This window comes from Hymenobacter sp. YC55 (genome assembly GCF_029433095.1).
Classification (GTDB): domain Bacteria; phylum Bacteroidota; class Bacteroidia; order Cytophagales; family Hymenobacteraceae; genus Hymenobacter.
The window spans coordinates 1,041,649-1,058,456 of the sequence record NZ_JARNTX010000001.1 but is presented as its reverse complement, the minus strand read 5'-3'; the positions used below and the strand labels follow the sequence as shown (position 1 = coordinate 1,058,456).

Below are 16,808 nucleotides of genomic sequence, written 5' to 3'. Positions count from 1 at the left end.
GGACATTGCCAAACCACAGTTTTTCTTCATTCTTCCACACACCCCACCATTTTATGACTGCACTTTACTCTCCTCCCATTCGCAGAGTGCCTCTTCTGCTGTTGCTACTGCTCTTGTGTCTCGCCTCGGGGGCGTGGGCACAGCAAGGCACAACCCAAATAAGTGGCCGCATAGTTGACAGCAAAGGGGCCGGCTTGCCGGGTGTCACCATTCAGGTGAAAGGCACGACTGCCGGCACCAGCACCGACCCCGATGGTAAGTACACGGTGCAAGTACCCGCTGGAGGTACTGCGCTCGTTATTTCCTCGGTGGGTTTGGTGGCCCAGACGGTGAATATTTCTGGTCGCACGCAAATCAACGTTACGCTGCAGGAAGATTCGCAGGCGCTAGCCGACGTGGTAGTGGTGGGCTACGGCACCCAAAAGAAAAGCCAGACCACTGGTGCCATTTCCTCGGTTACGTCCAAGGAAATAGCGGAGCTGCCCGTTACCAACGCCCGCCAAGCGCTGCAAGGCCGCGCCGCGGGCGTCGACGTAATTCAGTCGGGCAGTGAGCCGGGCGGCGGCGTAACGGTCCGCATCCGGGGCCGCCGCTCCATCAATGCCTCCAACGACCCGCTGTATGTAGTGGACGGAATACCCGTTGCGGGTGGTATTGATGACATCAACCCGCAGGATATTGCCTCCTTGGAGGTGCTCAAGGATGCTTCGGCTACTGGTATCTACGGCTCGCGCGGTGCCAACGGCGTGGTGCTGGTGACCACCAAGCGCGGCAAAGCCGGTAAAACCGTGGTGAGCTACGATGCCTACGCGGGTTTCTCGAAGGCACTAGGCCAGGTGGACGTGATGAACGGCTCTGAATTTGCCGAATACAAGCGGGAAGCGTACCGCACGGCTGGCATTTACCTCGACAACGACCCAACAACTTCCGACCAAAAAACCTTCACCGCCGTGGAGCTTGAGGGCATTGCCCAAGGCCGCAGCACCGACTACCAGAAACTGCTGTTGCGCACCGGCTCCATTCAGAGCCATCAGGTGGGCGTGCAGGGCGGCAGCGAGAAAACGCAGTTTTCGGTTTCCGGCAACTTCTTCCAAGAAAAAGGCATCCTGAAACGGACCGACTTCACCCGCTACACGTTCCGCGTCAACCTCGACCACCAAATCAACGACCGGATTAAAATAGGTACCTCCACGTTCGGGGTGTACAGCATCAACAACGGCGCCGACAGTCCGATCAACAACCCGGCCTTTGATGGCTTCCCGAACCCTAACTACGTGGTTCGGGGCTTCCACCCCTTCGGTGGGGCGCTGTCGGAAAATCCGCTCGGTCGGCCCTTCGACGATCAAGGCAACATCATCTTCCTGCCTACCCCCGACGGCTTGCGTTCCAATCCGGCGTCGGAAGTGGTGAAGGGTGCCAACATTGCGGAAACCAAAACGGTCCGCATTTTCAACAGTGTGTATGGCGAGTGGAAAATCCTGGACGGGCTGAAGTACCGCATCAATTTCGGTCCTGATTTCACCAACCAGCGGTTTGGTCGTTTCACCGGCACCCTCACCAACGCCCGGCGCAATGGCGCCCCCACGGCCCGCGTCGAAAACGGCCAGCGCTTCAACTATACCATCGAGAACATCTTGACCTACAACAAGGTGTTCAACACAGTGCACAACCTGGGCATAACGGCCCTGCATTCCGTTCAGCGCGACAACTACGAAACCAGCTTCATTGATGTAAACGCCGTGTCGGCCGAGTCGCAGGAGTTCTACAACCTCGGGCAGGCCGGCTCGTTCAACGCGCCCGGTACCGACCTACAGACCTGGACGTTGCAGTCGTTTATGGGCCGGGTGAACTATGACTTCAAAGAGAAATACCTGCTGACCTTGACGGGCCGCTACGACGGCTCTTCGCGCTTTGGCTCCAACAACAAGTACGGTTTCTTCCCCTCCGTGGCCGTGGGCTGGAACTTGAGCGACGAGGCCTTCTTGGACAACCTTTCCTTCCTGGATCAGCTGAAACTGCGCGGCAGCTACGGCTCCATCGGCAACACGGGTATCTCGCCTTACCAAACCCAGAGCTTGCTGGCCCGCACCAGTTACGCGTTTGGCACGGCGCCGGCCTATGGCTACCGGGTAGGCACCATTGCCAACAACGACCTGAAGTGGGAAACCACGAGCACGGCCAACGTTGGTATTGACTTTATCATGTGGAACGGCCGCCTTTCTGGTTCGGTGGAAGCGTATCAGGCAGATACGCGCAACTTACTGCTATACAACCAGCTCCCTATTTCCAACGGCTTTGATCGGGTACTCCAGAACGTAGGCCACACCCGCAACCGCGGCGTTGAAGTGACGCTAACTACCGTCAACGTGAACTCGGCTAGCGGCTTCCGGTGGTCGACGGATTTGCAGTACACGCGCAACCGCGAAGCCATCATCGAGCTGTTCAATGGCAAAAGCAGTGACATTGGCAACCAGCGCTTTATCGGTCAGCCGCTACAGGTGTATTACGACTACGAGAAGATTGGCATTTGGCAGCTAGGCGAGGAATCGGATGCGGCTTCTTTTGGTCAGCGGGTTGGGCAGATCAAGATCAAAGACCAGAATGGCGACGGCAAAATCGACGCCGTCAACGATCGGATTATTCTGGGCTCCACGATACCGAAGTGGGCGGGCGGCGTTACCAACCGCTTCGAGTTCAAGGGCTTCGACTTGTCGTTCTTTATCTACGCCCGCATCGGCAACATGATCCGCAGCGACTTTCACACCACCAACAACAACTTGGCGGGCCGCTACAACAACCTGGACATCAACTACTGGACGCCAAACAACCCCACCAACGACTTCCCGCGCCCCAACAAAGACCAGGAGTTCCCGATCTACAACACCACGCTGCAATACTTTGATGGCTCCTTTGTGAAGGTGCGCAACATCAACTTCGGCTACAACGTCGGGCAGGGCATTGTGCAACGCTTAAAGCTTAGCGGGTTGCGCTTGTACACCAGCATTCAGCAGCCGTTCATCTTCGCCGAATACCGCTCGAAGTATAAAGGCATCGACCCCGAAACCTCGGATGTGGTCAATAACAACCAGATTCCCTCGGTTCGGCAAATCACGTTCGGCCTCAACGCCAAATTCTAAGGTTCTCAGGCCCGCACTCTCAATTAGAACGACATGAAGACCTTCGCATACAGCAAATCCATAGTAGCAGCCGTTCTGCTCTCGCTGGCCTCCACGGCCTGCAAAGACTTACTCGACGAAAAAGTGGTGTCGCAAGTTGGCGCCGAATATATTACCACGCCGGCCGGTTTCGAAGCTGGCGTGCGCGCCGTGTACTCGTCATTGCGTGACTTCTACGGCCGGGAAAACGGCATGAACTTGACCGTGTTCGGCACCGATACCTACACGTTCGGTTCGGATGGCACCTACAAGTACATAAACCAGTACACCACCCAGCTCGACAGCCGTACGCAGCCCATCATTGATGTGTGGAATGCTTTTTATATCGGCATCAACACGGCCAACGCCGTTATCGACCAAGCGCCGAACGTGACGGGCCTTGATGAAGCTGTAAAAAAGCGGCGGGTGGCGGAAGTGAAAGTGCTCCGGGCGCACCACTATTTTGTGTTGGTGCAACAGTACGGCGATATTCCGCTGGTACTAAACCAGAACATAACCGCCAACAAGGAAGCCACCCGGACGCCGGCCAAAGAGGTATACGCGGCCATTGTGCAGGACCTGGAATCGGCGCTGCCCGATCTGACGGCCACCACTCCCGAATACGGCCGGGTAACGAAAGGCGCCTGTGAACACCTGCTGGCTCGGGTGTACCTAACCAAAGCCACGTCGGTAGCCGCCGCTTCCGACGACTACACGAAAGCCGCTACGTACGCCCAAAACGTCATCAAGAACTACTCGTACCGGCTGCTGCCCGACTACGCGAGTGTATTTCAGCAGGGCGCCGGGGAAATCAACGAGGAAGTGATTTTCGCGACGCAGTACACCTCCGACCCTACCACCAATGGCGTGGGCAACGAGACGCACCTGTACTACGTGATGGAATACGATGTTCAGGCCGGAATGAAGCGCGACGTGACCATTGGCCGCCCCTTCCGGCGCTTCCGGCCCACGACGTACATGCTGGAAACGGTGTTCAAGGACCGGGTCAACGATTCTCGCTACCAAAAGAGCTACCGAACCGTGTACTACTGCAACAACCCCGGCACGTTCACCAACCTCTTCGACACGTCGAAACCATCGGTAACTCTTAAATTAGGCGACACGGCCATCTACTTGCCGGGCTATGAAATGCCACTGGCACAACGGGCCAAAAAACCTTACCAAGTGATGGTACCCAGCTTATACCGGCCTAACTTGTTCCCGACGCTCACCAAGTTTCTGGATCCGCTCCGCCCTGACTTGCAGTACCAGCCCGGCAGCCGCGACTTCCTGATGTTCCGCCTGGCCGAAACGTACCTGATTGCCGCAGAGGCGTTGCTGAAAAGCGGCAAAGCTGCCGAAGCATTACCTTTCATCAACGCCGTACGTCGGCGGGCTGCTTTCCCCGGCAAAGAAGCTGCCATGCAAATCACCGCCAACCAACTGACTATGGACTTCATCATGGAAGAGCGGGAGCGGGAGTTGCAGGGCGAGATGTTCCGCTGGTTTGACTTAAAGCGGTGGGGTCTGTTGGTGGAGCGAGTGAAACTCTACAACCCCGACGCCGCCGCAAACATCAGAGCCGGCAAGCACGAACTGCGTCCTATTCCGCAAGACCAAATTGACCGCACTGCGGGCGGTGCTGCTTCCTTTCCACAAAACCCTGGCTACTAGCGTGTAGGCGCTGCCTACTAGCAGCGCCACTGCTTCGACACTCACCTTCCAAAAGTTACCATGTTAGAAAAAGTCACAGCTGTAACCCTCGGTGCCGCATGGGCGGCCTTAACGTTTGTTGCACCCGGTCCTACCCCGGCTCCCACTCCCACCAAAGCCGCCGATACGTGGCAGAACTTGTTTGACGGCAAAACCCTGACCGGCTGGAAACGCCTGGCCGGCACCGCCGACTACAAAGTGGAAAACGGTGCCATCGTCGGGACAACGGTTATGAATTCCGGCAACACGTTTCTGGTCACCGAGAAAGAGTACGGCGACTTTCAGTTGGAACTAGACATCATGCTGGAAAGCAACGTCAGCAACTCGGGTGTGCAGACGCGCAGCCACTTCAATACGCCCGGCTTCGAGAACAAGGTCTACGGCCGGCAGGTGGAAATTGACCCTTCCGAGCGGAGCTGGTCGGGGGGCGTGTACGACGAGGCGCGCCGGCAGTGGCTGTATCCGCTGGATCTGAACCCCAAGGCCAAGCCGCTTTTCAAGGTAGGGCAGTACAACCACGTGAAAGTGGAGTGCATCGGCAACGAAATGAAAACCTGGCTGAACGGCACGCCCGTGGCTTACGTGGTGGACCCCGTAGATGCCAACGGCTTTATTGGTTTGCAGGTGCACGGCATCACCACCAAAGAGCAGGAAGGCAAAAAGGTCTACTTCAAAAACATCAAAATCAACACCACCAACCTCAAGCCGAGTGCCTTCCCCACGGACATCTACGTGGTCAACTTCATGCCCAACATGCTCACGCCCTACGAGAAAGAGCACGGCTGGAAGCTGTTGTTTGATGGTAAATCCTCGACGGGCTGGCGCAGCGCCAAAGGCACCGCCTTCCCCACCAAAGGCTGGCAGGTGAATGATGGCACCATGAGCGTGCTGCCGTCGGAGGGCAAGGAATCCACCAACGGCGGCGACATCGTCACCAACGGTCAATACAAGGCCTTCGACCTGTCGTTCGAGTTCAAGCTGACGCCGGGCGCCAACAGCGGCGTGAAATACTTCGTGACACTAGCCGAGAAAAGCGAGGGCTCGGCCATTGGGTTGGAATACCAAGTGCTCGACGATGAGCTGCACCCCGATGCCAAGCTTGGGCGCGACGGCAACCGCACGTTGGCCTCGCTTTACGACCTCAAGAAAGCCGATAAGAATCCGCGCTTCATCCACAAGATCGGCGAGTGGAACGTAGGGCGCGTGGTGGTGTACCCCGACAACCGGGTGGAGCACTACCTGAACGGCGCTAAGGTGCTGGAATATACGCGCGGCTCCAAGGAGTTTAAAGATCTGGTAGCCATCAGCAAATACAAAATTTGGCCGAACTTCGGAGAGGCTCCTGCGGGTCATATCTTGTTGCAAGACCACGGCAACAACGTCTCGTTCCGGAGCATCAAAATCAAAGAATTGAAATAAACAGTCGCCTTCCTCACCACTTCAACCTTCCTTTCTCATGTCATATCAACGTCGTGATTTTCTTAAAACAACCGCCCTGGCCAGCGCCGGGGTGATGTTTTCGCAGGTTGCTTGGTCGGCCAGCAGCTACAAACGCATTATTGGCGCCAACGACCGGGTGCGCGTTGGGGTGGTAGGCTTCTCCGACCGCCATAAAAGCTCCCACATTCCGTGTTTCATGAACCACTACAAGGAGTTGAACTTCGACGTGGTGGCCGTGTCGGACATCTGGAAAAAGCGCCGGGAAGAAGGCGCCGCCACCTGGAAAGAGAAGCTGCAGCACGACGTAGTGGCCTGCCGCAACAACGAGGAGATGTACGACAAGAAGCTAGTGGATGCCGTGTTCATCAGCACCGCCGACTTCCAGCACGCGCTACACGCCATTGAGGCCGTGAAAGCCGGCTGCGACGCGTACGTGGAAAAGCCGTTTGCCGAAACCATGGAAGACAACCGGGCGGCCCTCAAAGCCATCAAGAATTCCAAACAAATTGTGCAAATCGGCTCACAGCGCCGCAGCGGCGCCAACTATCATGCTGCCGAGGAATTCATCAAATCCGGCAAGTTTGGCCCCATCACGATGGTGGAACTGACCTGGAACGTGAACCAGCCCGGCCGCTGGCGCCGCCCCGACCTGATTCCGCAGCTCAAGGAATCGGATACGGATTGGAAGCGCTACTTGATGAACCGGCCCACTGAGGCGTTTGACGCGCGCAAATACTTGGAGTTCCGCTTGTTCTGGCCCTACTCGTCGGGTTTGCCGGGCCAGTGGATGAGTCACCAGATTGATACAGTACACTGGTTTACGGGCTTGCAGCACCCGCGCAGCGTGGTGGCCAATGGTGGTATCTACATGTGGAAAGATGGCCGCCGCAATTGGGACACTATCACCGCCGTGTTCGACTACGGCCCAACGAATGACATGAGCAAAGGCTTCCAGGTAACGTTCGGCTCCCGGATGCACAACGGCGACGAAAAGCCCACCGAAATCTACTACTCCAACGGGGGCGAGCTGAATTTGAACACCAACACCATTTCGCCGACTGGCGGGCTCACGCAAAAGATGGCCGAGGCCATGAAGATGCAACCCAATCTGCTGGCTTCGGCTAGTTTGTCGGCAGCGGAGCCGGTTATTGCCTCGGCCAACACGGGCGGCGACAAGCTGACTTCCAACCACGTCCGCAACTGGATGGAGTGCGTGCGCAGCCGCAAGCAGCCCAATGCGCCCGTTGAGGCTGGCTACAGCCACTCCATTGCCACCATCATGACCAATGCGGCCGTGCACACCGGCATGAAGGCTACTTTCGACGAGAAAACGCAGGAAGTGATGGTGGGCGGCAAAGCCTTTGTGGCCTAAGCACTTAATTAAGACCTGATGCAATTAGCCACCCTACCCTGCGCCGGCGCCTTGTTGCTGGCGCTGACTTGCATTTCCGTTGCCGAAGCTCAAAAAACCGAGCAAGTGCGCGTGGTGAAGGACCCGAAAGCCAAGAAGATTGACGTGTTTGTGGGCAAGCAGTTGTTCACCACCCTGCTATATCCCGACACGCTTGAAAAGCCGGTTTTGTACCCACTGCACGCCGCCAATGGTACCGTCGTGACGCGTGGTTTCCCGGTGGCCCCTAAGCCCGGCGACCCCAACGACCACCCCCACCACCTTGGGCTGTGGTTCAACTTCGAGAATGTCAACGGCCTGGATTTCTGGAACAACTCCTACGCCATTCCGGCCGAGAAAAAAGGCTCGTATGGCTGGATCAAGACCGATAAGATCTTGGAAACCACCAGTGGCCCCACCGGCACACTGGCCTACCACGCCAACTGGACCAACCAGAAAAACGAGATATTGCTAGAAGAAAACACCCGCTTCGAGTTCAGCGGCACCGACCGGGAACGGACCATCGACCGGGTTACCACCCTCAAGGCCAACACGGAGGTGACGTTTACCGATGCCAAGGACGGCCTGCTTGGCTTGCGGTTGGCGCACGAGCTGCAAATCCCGAGCGACAAAGACGAGAAGTTCACCGACAGCAAAGGCATCGTGACGGTGGTAAAAGCCGGTACCGACAAAGTTCCGAACGGTACCTACCTCACCAGCACGGGCAAGCGCGGCAACGATGCCTGGAGCACCCGCGCCGCGTGGTGCAAGGTATATGGCAAAATGGGCCAGGATTCGGTGAGCATCGCCATCCTCGACCACCCCAAAAACCCGAACTATCCCACGTTCTGGCATGCTCGCGGCTACGGGTTGTTTGCAGCTAATCCGCTCGGGGAAAAGATTTTCACCAACGGCGCCACCGCCAAAAACCTGCAGCTCAAGAAAGGCGAATCGGTGACGTTCCGCTACCGCGTGCTGATTGACGAAGGCAGCAAAACCCTCTCGGCCAAGCAGCTCAACCAAGCCGCCGCCGACTTCGCCAAGAAGAACGTAGCCGTGAAGTAGCAACGAACCTACTTGCCGTAGGCAGCGCCGAAACTAGGCCAAGAAAACAGGATGGTAAGAGAGCCACATTAGGTTCTTTTGCCATCCTGTTTATCTTGTGCCAAGTTCACAACTCATCAAGCAAAACCACTAAATGAAACGTGCCCTTCTTTCCCTTCTGGTGCTTAGCATAGTAGGGCTACAATTTGCGAGTGCGCAGTCGAAAAACGCGCTAACCTTCAACCACTCCGCTATTTGCGTGCGCGACCTTGCCGCTAGCAACAATTTCTACAAGTCGGTTTTGGAGCTTGAGGAAACACCCAACCCATTTAACGACGGGCACCACACCTGGCTTAAGATAGGCCCCGGTTTGCAGCTGCACATTATTCAAGGAACCTGCACAGTGACGCCCGAGAAAAACGTGCACCTCTGCTTTAGCGTGCCTTCCCTGACCACGTTGACTACCCGCCTGGAAAAGATAAAGGTGCGTTACACCAACCTAAAAGGCGACGCCCAAGCGCCCACCGTCCGGGCCGACGGCGTCAAGCAGATCTACTTGCAAGACCCGGATGGCTACTGGATAGAAATCAACGACGCCAAGTAGAGCCTTCTTAACAGAAAATACAACAGCCCATCATGCTTCGACAAGTTCAGCATGATGGGCTGTTTGTTTGATGGCAGCCTTACAAGACTATGATGCACAGTTGCAGCTAGCTCAGCACCAGAAATAGCGCCGCCGCTAGTATGCCGCCCAGAAACGGGCCTACCACAGGAATCCAAGCGTAGGTCCACTCGCTTGGGCCTTTGTCGCGGATGGGCAGCAACGCGTGCGCCAGCCGCGGGGCCAGGTCGCGGGCGGGGTTGATGCCGTAGCCGGTGGTGCCGCCGAGGCCTAAACCAACTACCCACACTACCAGGGCCACGGGCAGCGCACCTACTGAGCCTAAGCCGATGGGCGTATGGGAGGATGTAATTTCGGCTCCGGCAATAAAGAATACGGCCAGCACCAGTACCAGCGTACCAATCGTTTCGTTGAGCAGGTTGGAGGCATGGTTGCGAATGGCGGGCCCGGTGCAAAACACGGCGAGCTTTAGACGCGTTTCGGCAGTGCGGTCAAAGTGGTCTTTGTAGAGTAGCCACACCAGCGCAGCACCCACAAAGGCCCCGCTGAACTGCGCCGCTAAGTACGGCAGCACCAGGTTCCAGGCAAACTTGCCGGCCACGGCCAGCCCCACCGTCACGGCCGGATTCAGATGCGCCCCACTCACGGGCCCGGCAATCACCACGCCTACGTACACCGACAAGGCCCACGCCGTGGTAATCACCAGCCAGCCACTGTTGTGGCCTTTTGTATCGGTAAGTACCACGTTGGCTACCACCCCATTTCCTAGCAACAACAGCACCGTAGTCCCAACAAACTCTGCAACAAAAGGACTCATTAGGCTTCGGTGGTTTGGGGTTGAGTGATGGTGGATACGGACTGCTTGGCAGGGTGCGAGCCGCTGGCCCACACCTGCAAGGCTTGCACGGCGCGGTTCCAATTGGCTATGCCTTCTTGTATCTGCGGCTGCTTAGCTTGGGGGCTATACCGTGTTTCGGCGTGGTTGAGCGCCTGAATTTCTTCTACATTCTTCCAATACCCCACGGCTAGGCCTGCCAGGTAGGCGGCGCCTAGGGCCGTGGTTTCGGCCATGCGGGGTCGCACCACTTTGGTGTCCAGCACATCCGACAGGAACTGCATCAACGTTTCGTTGACTGTGGCACCGCCATCCACCCGCAACTCCGCAATGGGTAAGCCCGCGTCGGCTTGCATGGCTTTGAGCACGTCCATGGTTTGGTAGGCAATGGCTTCCACGGCCGCCCGCGCAATGTGGGCCGCCGTCGTGGCCCTCGACATGCCGAAAATGACGCCCCGCGCATATTGGTCCCAATGCGGGGCGCCGAGCCCGGCGAAGGCCGGCACGAAGCATACCCCCTCACTGCTACTGACTTGCTTGGCGAGCTGCTCTACCTCGGCCGAGGTTTTGATGAGGCCGAGGTTGTCGCGCAGCCACTGCACCACGGCACCGGCTATGAAAATGCTGCCTTCGAGCGCGTACTGCACTTGCCCGTCTATCTTCCACGCCACGGTGGTAAGCAGCTTGTTTTGCGAAAGCCGGGCTTCCGTCCCGATGTTCATGAGCATGAAACAGCCTGTGCCGTAGGTGCTTTTTACCATGCCCGAGCGTACGCACTGTTGCCCAAACAAGGCGGCCTGCTGGTCGCCGGCAATGCCCGCAATCGGGATTTTCGAGGCGAAAATGGTGGTTTTGGTTTCGCCGTACACCTCGCTCGACTGCCGTACCTCCGGCAACATGCTGCGCGGAATATCGAACAGTGCCAGCAGCTCATCGTCCCACGTGAGGGAGTGGATGTTGAAGAGCATGGTGCGCGAGGCGTTGGTTACGTCGGTGACGTGCAGCTCGCCCTGCGTGAAATTCCAGATCAGCCAGCTATCCACGGTGCCGAAGGCTAGCTTACCGGCTTCGGCCTGTTTGCGCGCGTCTTTTACGTTGTCGAGTATCCAGCGCACTTTGCTGGCCGAAAAGTAGGCGTCGAGCACCAAGCCCGTTTTGTTGCGGATGAGGTCTTCTCGCCCTTCTTGCCGCAGCTGGTCGCAGTACTCGGCCGTGCGGCGGTCTTGCCACACAATGGCGTTGTAGACGGGCTTGCCGGTTTTGCGGTTCCACACTACCACTGTTTCGCGCTGGTTGGTGATGCCGATGGCCGCAATACTCTTGCCATTCTGCCCCGCTTTCACCGTTGCCTCGGCCGCTACGCCCGCCTGCGTCGACCAGATTTCCAGCGGATCGTGCTCCACCCAACCGGGCTTGGGAAAGATCTGCGTGAATTCCTTTTGCGCCTCCGACACCATGTGCCCTTTTTGGTCGAAAAGGATGGCGCGGGAACTGGTAGTGCCCTGGTCGAGGGCAAGGATGAATTGCTGCATAGTGGGAGGTATACAGTGAGGAGGTGGAAAGAGTAGGTGAAGAAGCGCAAAGCATTCGGCATAGCAATGCTTTGCACACAAAATGGTAGCGTGGAGGTGGTATAATCAACCCCTGAGGGCCTGCTCATGAAGAACAGCTGTCATTCCGACGCCAGGAGGAATCTGACGTTAACTCGTCGAATAGATTAAGCCAGATTCCTTGTGCGTCGGAATGACAGTCACACCTCTTCTTTTACTGGAACCTCTTGGTTTTCCAACAAGTAGTGTTGCGCTACTTGCCGGAAGGCGGTTATCTGCTCTTGTTGCCAGGCGGCATCGTGGCCAAGCTCTTGGGCGAGCAAGGCGGCCACTTCCGGTGCTACCCGGATAGCAGCGCGGGCGTCGAGGAACAGTACGCGCACCCGCCGGGCCAGTACGTCTTCCACGGTGCGGGCCATTTCGTAGCGGGCAGCCCACACTACCTCGGCTTTCAGAAATTCCAGGGTATCGTCTAGCTTTTCGCCAAGTGCGGGATGCTTGGCAATGAGGTCGAGCAAAGCAGGCTGGTCGGTGCCATACACGTAGAGGTGGTTGCTTCGGTCGGGAGTGGCTTGCGCGCCGTGGATGGGCAGGTGGGCGGTCTGGCTTTCGGCGGCGGGTAGTTTGCCTAGCGCAATGGCTTTGTCTACGGTGTCCTGGCCCATGCGGCGGTAAGTGGTCCACTTGCCGCCCGTAATGGTAATCAGGCCCGCATCGGAGACAAGGATTTTGTGGCTGCGCGAAATTTCCTGCGTTTTCTCGCCCCCGCCTTCCGTTGCGGCCAGTGGCCGTAGTCCTGCAAACACGCTCAGCGCATCGCTGCGCTTGGGCGCGCGGGCGAGGTAGCGGCCCGCAGTACGCAAAATAAACTCGATTTCCTCTTCCAACGCCTGAGGCTCTTGGCTGTATTCCTTGAGGGGCGTGTCGGTGGTGCCTACTACCACGCGGTTGTGCCACGGCACCGCGAAAAGCACCCGGCCGTCGTCAGTTTTCGGAATCATCAGGGCATCGTCGCCGGGCAAGAACGATTTGTCGAGCACGATGTGGACGCCCTGGCTTGGGCGCACCAGCTTCTTGCCGCCGGGCTTATCCATCTGCAGAATATCATCGACGAAAATGCCGGTGGCATTTACTACGGCTTTGGCGTGCAGGTCGTAAATGATGCCTGTTTCCTGGTCGGCGGCTACCACGCCAGCTATTTTGCCTTGCGCGTCTTTCAGCACGTCTTTCAGCAGCCCGCGCACTTCGAAGTGGTTGAGCAGAGTACCGCCCAATTCGATGGCCGTTTGGGCGAGGTTGATGGCTAGGCGAGCATCGTCAAACTGCCCATCGTGGTAGAGTACGCCGCCTTTCAAGCCTTCTGATTTAAGGTTGCGCAGGCGCTCCAGCGTTTCTTGCTTGCTAAGGTGCACCGAGGCGCCCAAGCTCAGCTTGCCCGCCAACAGATCATACATCTTCAGCCCAACGGTGTAGAACGGGCCACCCCACCACTCATAGTTGGGGATGATGAAATCTTGATTCTTAACCAGGTGAGGCGCGTTTTTCAGTAGCAAGCCCCGTTCATACAACGCTTCGCGCACCAACGCCACATCGCCCTGCGCCAAGTAGCGCACGCCGCCATGCACGAGCTTGGTGCTGCGGCTGCTTGTTCCTTTCGCGTAGTCTACCTGTTCGAGCAGTAAGGTTTTGTAACCCCGACTGATACCATCGAGGGCCACACCCAAACCTGTTGCCCCGCCCCCAATCACAAGCAAATCCCACACAGGTTGATCCTGCAATTGCTGCAGCAGCGTTTGGCGTTCAAACAAGGTGTCTGGCATACTACCGTGCATAGCTTCGTTATCTTACGTTTACTTACTATAAAGATAAGAAAACGAAACTTAACGCAACCAGGTTCACCTAATTAACTGTAGCTTATATTTCACTTCGTTATGCATGTAACTACCATAATGTTTACTTGAAATTCTTGGAAAAGAATAGTTTTGCCTCATGAACCCTTCTAGCGCCCAAAGGCACCAACATATTCTGCAACGCTTGCAGGAGCAAAAGCACGTTGATGTTCTCGACTTATGTGAAGAACTAAATGTATCGGCAGTAACGATTCGGAAGGACTTGAAACTGTTAGAAGACAAAGAACTGCTATTTCGTACGCATGGCGGAGCGGCCCTGGAAAACCCTTACATCAAGGACAGGCCTGTCAACGAGAAGGAGTTGCTGTACGTGGAGGAGAAAGCTGGTATTGCAGCGGCAGCGGCAGCACTCCTAAAAGCACAGGAAGCGGTGATTATGGCCTCGGGTACCACCATAGTAGCCTTGGCGCGGGCCCTCCCCCCCCACCTGCCTCTGACGGTCATCACGGCGGCGCTAAATGTGGGTTTAGAACTTGTCAATCATCCGGAAATAGAAGTACTACAACTTGGAGGCTATTTGCGGCATAGTTCTTCCTCGGTTACAGGGCCACAAGCCGAACAAGTACTCGCGGATATTTCCTGCCAGAAGCTGTTCTTGGGCGTCGATGGCATCGACCTGGATTTTGGCCTCACTACCACCAATTCCGGCGAAGCTCACCTCAACCAGGCCATGTTGCGTGCCGCACAGGAAGTGGTTGTGTTAGCCGATTCCTCGAAGTTCGGCAAGCGCGGCTTCAGCCGCATCTGCGGCCTCGAGCAAGTCCACCGCATCATCACCGACCGAGGCATCTCAACCCAAGACGCCAAGGCGCTAAAAGAGCGAGGCATTAAGCTGACCATCGTGTAGGATCGTTAGCTCAATATCTCTAATGATCAGCAATTTAAATTACAAACGCCGTTAATTCCCTGCTCGAATAAGTAGAAGTCGGGTATAATTGACCACGGCATTTAAAGGCATTACCCCACGCCACTAGAACGTCATGCTGAGCGCAGTCGAAGCATCTCGCGTGCTGCCGTTACCAAACTATATCAGTCCTGCTGAGCTTGTCGAAGCATCTCGCTCGACTCGTTGAACCAATAAAGGGGTTTACCACACTAGCGAGATGCTTCGACTGCGCTCAGCATGACGTTCTGGTTATTGTGGCAACATCAGCACGCGAGATGCTTCGACAAGCTCAGCATGACGGGCTTTATAAACAGTGGCAAATCAACAATTGTAGCTCCTTAGCTAAGCTCATGTAAGGTTACCCCCTACTTCTTAACCGAAATTCGGTATAAGCCCGCGCCGTGCCGGCGAATAAAAGGCGCAAACTCCCCAGTGAACTCCCCAACCGTTTTGCCGGTCCATAGATTGCGCACGGTGCAGGCCGACGAAAAGCCGAGCTGCTGCAACGGCACCACAATGCGCGATGAATCGGCCGGGGCTGGTGTGTAGGGGCTCTTCGTGAAGATCAGGCAGTTGATGGTGCCGCCGGTATTTTGGCTGGCTGCCGCTTTGTCGAGGCCCGCGGTGGTTTTGAAGCGGGTGTAACCGGGCGGCACGTCGAACTCTATGACCGAGTTGGCATGCGTCCCGATGCCTTCGGCATACGTTTTACCGGCTACTATCAGCGGGCCGCCCGATACGCTCTTGTTCACGGTCGATTTTCCCCACCCTGCCGTGGCTTGCTTCCAGGGTATAGTGGTCAGAGACACGGTTTTGGTGCCGTTGGAGAGCGTAGGGGCTAGCCAGTTGGCGTGGTCCCAGGCGGTGTCGTCGCCGCCGTTGCGCACGTTCAGGTAGAGCTTGGTGGCGCCGGTGATGTCGATGTCGGCGGCTTTGCTTTGGTTGGGCGTCTGCCGCGTGATTTGGCCACTCGACCACGCGGCGGCACTTTCGGGCAGCAGTTCTTGGTCTTGCGCATTAAAGACGGCCAGATACTTGTCGCCGGTTTTAGGGTCGTCGGCGGTCCAAGCAATTAGGTCGTTTTTGCGAAACAGTTGGCGGTTTTTCGTGCTGCTGCTGTGCATGGCCAGCACCTCTTTGTTGGTGAGCAACGAAAGGGTGAAGGCATCGTTGCTCGGCAGGTCGCCGCCAAACATCAGCGGCGAGCGGAATATCGACCACAACGACATCAGGGTATACTGCTCATCGTGGGTGAAGCGCGTCATCCGGTCGTCGCCGCGCTCGGCCCGGATACCCAGCCGGCCCATGGGCAGCATATCGGCATCGGGCCATGCCCCCGTCATGCTATACGGCGCCCACCGGTCGCAGACCTCGAAGTGCTCTTTGAGCTGCTCCCAGCTGTCCCAAAAGTCGCCGACGGTGCGCCACATGTTGGCATTGGCTTGCACGTGCTTGGCATTGGCAATGGGCGTTTCGCCGGGCGAGGTGCTCAGCACAATCTTGCGCCCCGTTAAGTCGGTAGCCTTCCGAATCATCTCCACTTCCGGCGCGTGATACGGCGACGACAAGTCATCGACCTTCACGAAATCCACGCCCCACGAGGCATAGAGCTTGAAAATGGAGTTGTAGTACTCCTGCGCCCCGGGCTTGCCAGCTACCACCGTGTACATGTCGTGCAGCCAGGTTCCCTGCCCTTCTTTGGTGTAGATGTCGGCGGCTGTGGCCTTACTGCCCAGGATCGGCAGCTTGCGGTTTACGGCCACCACCGGCACGCCGCGCATAATGTGAATCCCAAACTTCAGGCCCTTGGCGTGCATGTAGTCGGCCAGCGGCTTGAACCCCTTGCCGCCGGCCGCCGATGGAAACCGGTTCGGGGCTGGGATGAAGCGCCCGTACTGGTCGATGTTGAAATCCGGGTCTTTTTCGTTGTAGCCGTGCGCCGTATCGTTGCCTACGTACCACCGGATATCCACCACTACGTAGTCCCAGCCGCTGCTTTTCAGGTTTTTGGCCATGTAGTCGGCGTTGGCCTTCACCTCGGCTTCTACTACGGTGGGGCCATAACAGTCCCAGCTGTTCCAGCCCATGGGCGGCGTGGCGGCCCACTGGTGGAAATCAGTTTTAGGCGCAGGTTTGGTTTGACTGAAGCCTGGGGCCGCCATACCACCCAGCAGCCCAGCGGCCACTATCGACTTGTGCAGAAGATTCATAGAAAAGTAATTGGTGGGTGCCTACGCTAGTAGGTAATAGGAAAGCGGCCTGC

The 16,808-nt window shown here is 57.0% G+C and carries 11 protein-coding genes; 7 read left to right on the top strand and 4 right to left on the bottom strand.

Features of this window, described 5'->3' with window-relative positions:
• Window positions 1-53 precede the first annotated feature (53 nt).
• From P1X16_RS04490 to P1X16_RS04465, 6 genes are all read left to right on the top strand, one after another.
• The gene (locus tag P1X16_RS04490; protein WP_277226657.1) at window positions 54-3,137 is read left to right on the top strand and encodes a TonB-dependent receptor; all 3,084 of its coding nucleotides are present in this window, start codon (window positions 54-56) and stop codon (window positions 3,135-3,137) included.
• 33 nt (window positions 3,138-3,170) lie between these two features.
• Complete coding sequence (locus P1X16_RS04485) at window positions 3,171-4,829, top strand: RagB/SusD family nutrient uptake outer membrane protein (RefSeq protein ID WP_277226656.1); 1,659 nt, start codon at window positions 3,171-3,173, stop codon at window positions 4,827-4,829.
• A 60-nt stretch (window positions 4,830-4,889) separates the two neighbouring features.
• Window positions 4,890-6,287 (top strand): DUF1080 domain-containing protein, encoded by a 1,398-nt coding sequence (locus P1X16_RS04480; RefSeq protein ID WP_277226655.1) that lies wholly within the window; start codon window positions 4,890-4,892, stop codon window positions 6,285-6,287.
• A 37-nt stretch (window positions 6,288-6,324) separates the two neighbouring features.
• Window positions 6,325-7,680: a Gfo/Idh/MocA family oxidoreductase gene (locus P1X16_RS04475; RefSeq protein WP_277226654.1), complete on the top strand. Its 1,356-nt coding sequence runs from the start codon at window positions 6,325-6,327 to the stop codon at window positions 7,678-7,680.
• Between the two features lie 18 nt (window positions 7,681-7,698).
• Window positions 7,699-8,763 (top strand): PmoA family protein, encoded by a 1,065-nt coding sequence (locus P1X16_RS04470; protein WP_277226653.1) that lies wholly within the window; start codon window positions 7,699-7,701, stop codon window positions 8,761-8,763.
• A gap of 133 nt (window positions 8,764-8,896) precedes the next feature.
• The gene (locus tag P1X16_RS04465; RefSeq protein WP_277226652.1) at window positions 8,897-9,346 is read left to right on the top strand and encodes a VOC family protein; all 450 of its coding nucleotides are present in this window, start codon (window positions 8,897-8,899) and stop codon (window positions 9,344-9,346) included.
• A gap of 106 nt (window positions 9,347-9,452) precedes the next feature.
• Here P1X16_RS04465 and P1X16_RS04460 read toward each other — a convergent pair whose 3' ends face one another.
• From P1X16_RS04460 to P1X16_RS04450, 3 genes are all read right to left on the bottom strand, one after another.
• The gene (locus P1X16_RS04460; RefSeq protein WP_277226651.1) at window positions 9,453-10,181 is read right to left on the bottom strand and encodes an MIP/aquaporin family protein; all 729 of its coding nucleotides are present in this window, start codon (window positions 10,179-10,181) and stop codon (window positions 9,453-9,455) included.
• On the bottom strand, window positions 10,181-11,731 hold the full coding sequence (glpK, locus tag P1X16_RS04455) for a glycerol kinase GlpK (protein WP_277226650.1): 1,551 nt from the start codon (window positions 11,729-11,731) through the stop codon (window positions 10,181-10,183). The genes P1X16_RS04460 and glpK overlap by 1 nt, the downstream gene beginning before the upstream one ends.
• Before the next feature lie 218 nt (window positions 11,732-11,949).
• Entirely contained in the window at window positions 11,950-13,569 is a 1,620-nt protein-coding gene (locus P1X16_RS04450; protein ID WP_277226649.1) for a glycerol-3-phosphate dehydrogenase/oxidase, read from the bottom strand.
• Window positions 13,570-13,738: 169 nt separating this feature from the next.
• On the opposite strand from P1X16_RS04450, the gene P1X16_RS04445 reads away from it, so the two are divergent.
• Window positions 13,739-14,506 carry a DeoR/GlpR family DNA-binding transcription regulator gene (locus tag P1X16_RS04445; RefSeq protein ID WP_277226648.1) on the top strand — a complete coding sequence of 256 codons (768 nt, stop codon included), beginning with the start codon at window positions 13,739-13,741 and terminating at the stop codon, window positions 14,504-14,506.
• Window positions 14,507-14,910: 404 nt separating this feature from the next.
• Here the strand turns inward: P1X16_RS04445 and P1X16_RS04440 are convergent, their stop codons facing one another.
• Entirely contained in the window at window positions 14,911-16,755 is a 1,845-nt protein-coding gene (locus P1X16_RS04440) for an NPCBM/NEW2 domain-containing protein (RefSeq protein ID WP_277226647.1), read from the bottom strand.
• Window positions 16,756-16,808: the final 53 nt, after the last annotated feature.